Origin of the sequence: Protofrankia sp. Cr1 (genome assembly GCF_963555865.1) — a bacterium.
Taxonomy (GTDB): Bacteria; Actinomycetota; Actinomycetes; order Frankiales; family Frankiaceae; genus Protofrankia.
The window spans coordinates 4,812-9,243 of sequence record NZ_CAUVXO010000199.1; the positions used below are offsets into that span (position 1 = coordinate 4,812).

At 66.2% G+C, this 4,432-nt stretch carries 3 protein-coding genes; 2 read left to right on the forward strand and 1 reads right to left on the reverse strand.

The features are described 5' to 3' along the window. Positions 1 to 487: phosphatidylglycerol lysyltransferase domain-containing protein (locus U9980_RS15905; RefSeq protein ID WP_322768635.1), on the forward strand; the 487-nt coding region annotated here is incomplete at its 5' end. Between the two features lie 93 nt (positions 488 to 580). On the opposite strand, the gene U9980_RS15910 is transcribed toward U9980_RS15905, so the two are convergent. Then, entirely contained in the window at positions 581 to 2,872 is a 2,292-nt protein-coding gene (locus tag U9980_RS15910; protein ID WP_322768636.1) for a (Fe-S)-binding protein, read from the reverse strand. 467 nt (positions 2,873 to 3,339) lie between these two features. Here U9980_RS15910 and U9980_RS15915 point away from each other — a divergent pair. Continuing rightward, positions 3,340 to 4,432: nuclease-related domain-containing protein (locus tag U9980_RS15915; protein ID WP_322768637.1), on the forward strand; the 1,093-nt coding region annotated here is incomplete at its 3' end.

A 4,432-nucleotide genomic window follows, 5' to 3' on the forward strand; every position in this document is an offset into this window, starting at 1 on the left:
GGACAAAAGGAGCGAACCGCGGCTGCGGGCGCTGCTGCACTTCGTCCCGTGGGGACCTCGGGGCCTTTCGCTGGACATGATGGTGCGCGACCGCGCCGCGGACAACGGGCTGAACGACTTCCTGATCGTCTCGGCGGTACGGGCCGCGACCGGGCTGAACGTGGACCGGCTGTCCTTGAACTTCGCCTTCTTCCGGTCCGCCTTGGAACGCGGCCAGCGACTCGGTGCCGGGCCGGTGACCCGACGTTTCCGAGGGCTGCTGGTCTTCCTCTCCCGCTGGTTCCAGATCGACAGCCTTTACCGGTTCAACGCGAAGTTCCAACCGCAGTGGTCGCCGCGCTACATCTGCTTTCCAACGAACCGTGACCTTCCTCGCATCGCCCTGGCCATGCTTGAAGCCGAGGCGTTCCTGGTCTGGCCACGGCTCACGATGATCCCGGGCGCACGCCGTGTGGCGCAGTTGACCCGCCGCCGTCCATCCTGCTGAGTGGTGAGGCCCGAACGCGGAAAAGCCCGAAACGATGTGAATCCGGTGCTGTCACCATGACAGTGGACTCACATCGTTTCGGGCGTCACCACATCAGTCGGACCCGGATGCTCCCGCCCCGTCTGTCGACCCGGCCGCGTCCGCGGCAACCGTGGTGCCCACCGTGGCCGTCGGGATGCCCCCGGCCTGGACCGGTGCGGCCAGCGAGCGGGCGAGCAGCTGAGAGACGTCGAGGACCTCGACGCCCTCCTTCGCCCCACCCGACTGCTTCTTCTCGGTCACGGCATCGGTCAGCATGACGATGCAGAACGGACAGGCCGTGGAGACGATGTCCGGATCGAGCGCGAGCGCCTCATCCACCCGTTCGACGTTGACCCGCTTCCCGATCTTCTCTTCCATCCACATGCGGGCGCCACCGGCGCCACAGCAGAAGCCGCGCTCCTTGCAGCGGTGCATCTCCTGGCTGCGCAGGCCCGGAATGCTGTCGAGGATCTCCCGCGGCGGGGTGTAGACCTGGTTGTGTCGACCGAGGAAACACGGGTCGTGGTAGGTGACGGAGGAGTCCACCGGCTGGACGGGCACGAGCCGTCCGTCCTCGACGAGCGTGCCGAGCAGCTGCGTGTGATGGATGACCTCGTATGTCCCACCCAGTGCCGGGTACTCGTTCGCGAGGCTGTTGAAGCAGTGCGGGCAGGTGGCCACGATCTTCTTCGGGGCCGCGGCGTTGAGGACCTCGATGTTGGCCTTGGCCATCTCCTGGTACAGGTACTCGTTGCCGAGCCTGCGGGCCGGGTCACCGGTGCAGGACTCGCTCGTGCCGAGGATGGCGAACGACACCCCGGCGATGTGCAGCAGTTCGGCGAACGCCCGGGAGACCTTCTTGGCCCGGTCCTCGATGGCCCCGGCGCAACCCACCCAGTACAGGTACTCGACATCGTCGGGGATGGCCTCGCCGTCGTCGAGCACGCGGACGTCGAACGCCAGACCCTCGGTCCACTCGGTGCGGACCCGGGGCGAGACACCCCATGGGTTGCCGTTGTTCTCCAGGTTGCGCAGCATCACGCCGGCCTCGCTCGGGAACGCCGACTCGATCATCACCTGGTAGCGACGCATGTCGATGATGTGGTCGACATGCTCGATGTCGACGGGACACTGTTCGACGCAGGCGCCGCAGTTGGTGCAGGACCACAGGACGTCGGGGTCGATCACCCCGCCTTCCTCCTCGGTACCGACGAGCGGCCGATCGGCCTGCGGCCGACCGGGCTCGGGGACCCGCCCGAAGCCCGACTCGGGTACGTGGTGGACGACGTGCTTCGCCGACGCGTCCGCGGTGCCGGTGGCCGCCGCGGCACCGGCCCCGGCTCCAGCCCCGGCTTCGTCGCCGTCCCCGGCACCGTTGGCTGCGAGCAGGTACGGCGCCTTGGCGAACAGATGGTCGCGCAAGTCCATGATCAGAAGCTTCGGTGACAGCGGCTTGCCGGTGTTCCAGGCCGGGCACTGGCTCTGACACCGCCCGCACTCCGTGCAGGTGGAGAAGTCGAGCATCGCCTTCCAGGAGAAGTCCTCGATCTTGCCGACGCCGACGATCGGGTCGTCAGCGTCCATCAGGCTCTCGATGTCAGGAGTGCTGCCGAGCGAGCCGAGCGCCCTGGGCTCGCGCTTGGTGATGACGTTGATCGGCGCGAGGAAGATGTGCAGGTGCTTGGAGTAGGCGACCAGCACCAGGAAGCCCATGATGATGGCGATGTTGAGCAGTAGGAAGACCGTCTCGATGTGCCCGTTGATCGACGTCGAGAAGGCGTCCAGCGGACGGCTGACCAGATACGAGGCAAAGGCCCACCTGGTGTCCCCCTGCGGGTGGGTGCCGGCGTTGAACTGGGCGCCACGCAGGATCAGCAGGGTGACCATCACCGATGTGATCATCCCGAGGATGACCCAGGCCGGCCCTGTGTGTGACCCGTAGAACCGCGACTTTCGCTCGAGGCGGGCGGGGGCGTTGCGCAGCCGGATGACCGTGAAGGCCGCCAACCCTGCCAGGACCGCGACGGTGAAGAAGTCCTCAATGAAGCCGACCACCGCCCAGTGCCCGAACAGCGGGATGTGGAAGTGATCATCGAAGAGGGCGCCGAACGCCTCGATCACGGTCAGCATGAGGATCGTGAAGCCCCAGAAGGTGAAGGCATGCGCGATCCCGGGGACCGTCCACTTCAGCAGCTTCCGCTGACCGCCGACCTCGCTGATCTCACTCCACAGGCGCACGCCGGCTCCGTCGAACCGACCGGGAGCGGGCTGACCCTGGCGGATCAGCCTGAACAACCAGTAGAACCGTCGTCCGGCCACCGCCAGAGCGACAACGGCGATCACTCCACCGATAGCGAGTCTCAACACATCCTCCAGTTACTCCTACCGACGGTGGGAGCGTACTGCTACCAGTCGGTAACTTGCCCGCCGAACCAGACCGACCCCAGTCAGACCGCCGCCTACCGGATCGCCGCCTACCAGGCCGCTGCCCACCTTCCTACACACACGGGTCACGCGCAGCCCTTCGGGCGACCGGCAGAACGCTCCGATCCGGCCAGCGGCGATCTGGCTCACAGCCATCCAAATTAGATCAAACAGCTATATCATATACCTGTCTTTTTTCAGGGGCGGACCGGACCAACGTCCCGCCAACCAAGGGAAACTTGGACCAATTACTGGGATTCCCTTGTCCTGACACGGCCAACGGTTGCAGGATGAGTGCGGCCCGTAACACGCGTGCGCGCTGTCGCGACGACGCTCGGCGCTTGGAAGAGTTGCGAATGCCAAGGCTCCGGACGATGTTGGCGACCTCACGATCCTTGGTGGACACGATGGCGAGTACGACCAAGAGCCTGACCAGGGGCCCGCTCAGGGGCCCGCTACGAGGTCCGTTCGGAGGCGATACCCGGGACCGTCCCGGCTACTCCCTCCAGATGGCCTACCAGCGGGCGCGCGAACAGCACGCGCAGATGCGGCGTGAACGCCTCGCGCACACCGTGCCGCGCGCCGCGTTGCGCGCCTTCCCCATCGCGGTCATATTCGCGGTCCTGGTCGCGTCGGGTCTTCGCCTGTCGATCTCCATCGCCGTGGGCGCGTTTCTGCTGATCGAGCTCGGTTGGCCACTAATCGTGATCGGCCGATCATTCGATCCGGTCGCTGAGATCGAGACGCTGCGCGAGAGCGCCGATGCCGAACGCAAGACGGCCAGCGCGATCAACCGGCTCCGCCGCTATGGATACGTAATCATGCACGACCGCCGCGTCCCCGGTTCCGAGGCGACCATCGGGCACCTGCTGGTCGGGCCGGGCGGAGTCATGGTGATAAAGAGCGACGCCTCCACCGGCACCGTGCGCTACGCCAAGGACGGGGCCAAGGACGGAGCCAAGGTCGACGGACAGCCCTTGACTAAGCCGCTCGACCTCACCAAATGGCTCGGGGACGAGGTTCGCGCCCGGACCCGTACGGCCACACCAATGATCAAAATTCCGGTCACGCCGATCCTGGCGATGGTCGAGGCGGGCGTTCTGTGGAGCGACGGAGCGGTCGAAGGTGTCACGCTCATCAGCCTGAAGGATCTTGTTTCCTATGTCCGGGGCCGGCCGGACCGGCTCAACCCGGCGGAGGTCACCAAGGTGGTCGCCGTCGTTCAGCGTCTGTTCCCGACGTACTCGCCCAACCAGCTCGCCGACGCCGTCACCGTCGACCGCGACCAATGGCTCATGTTGATGGACACGCTGCGCACCATTCGTGAACGCGGTGGCGACGCTACCGACATGGTCGATCGACTGACGAAGATCGAGAGTGATCTCGCGCGACTTGCCGAACCAGGCAGCCGGTCCGCCATCCCGACGGCACGTACCGATGACGACCGCGGGGACGGCGACGGCAACGAAGACGGCCACCGCGGGGACGACGACGGGGACC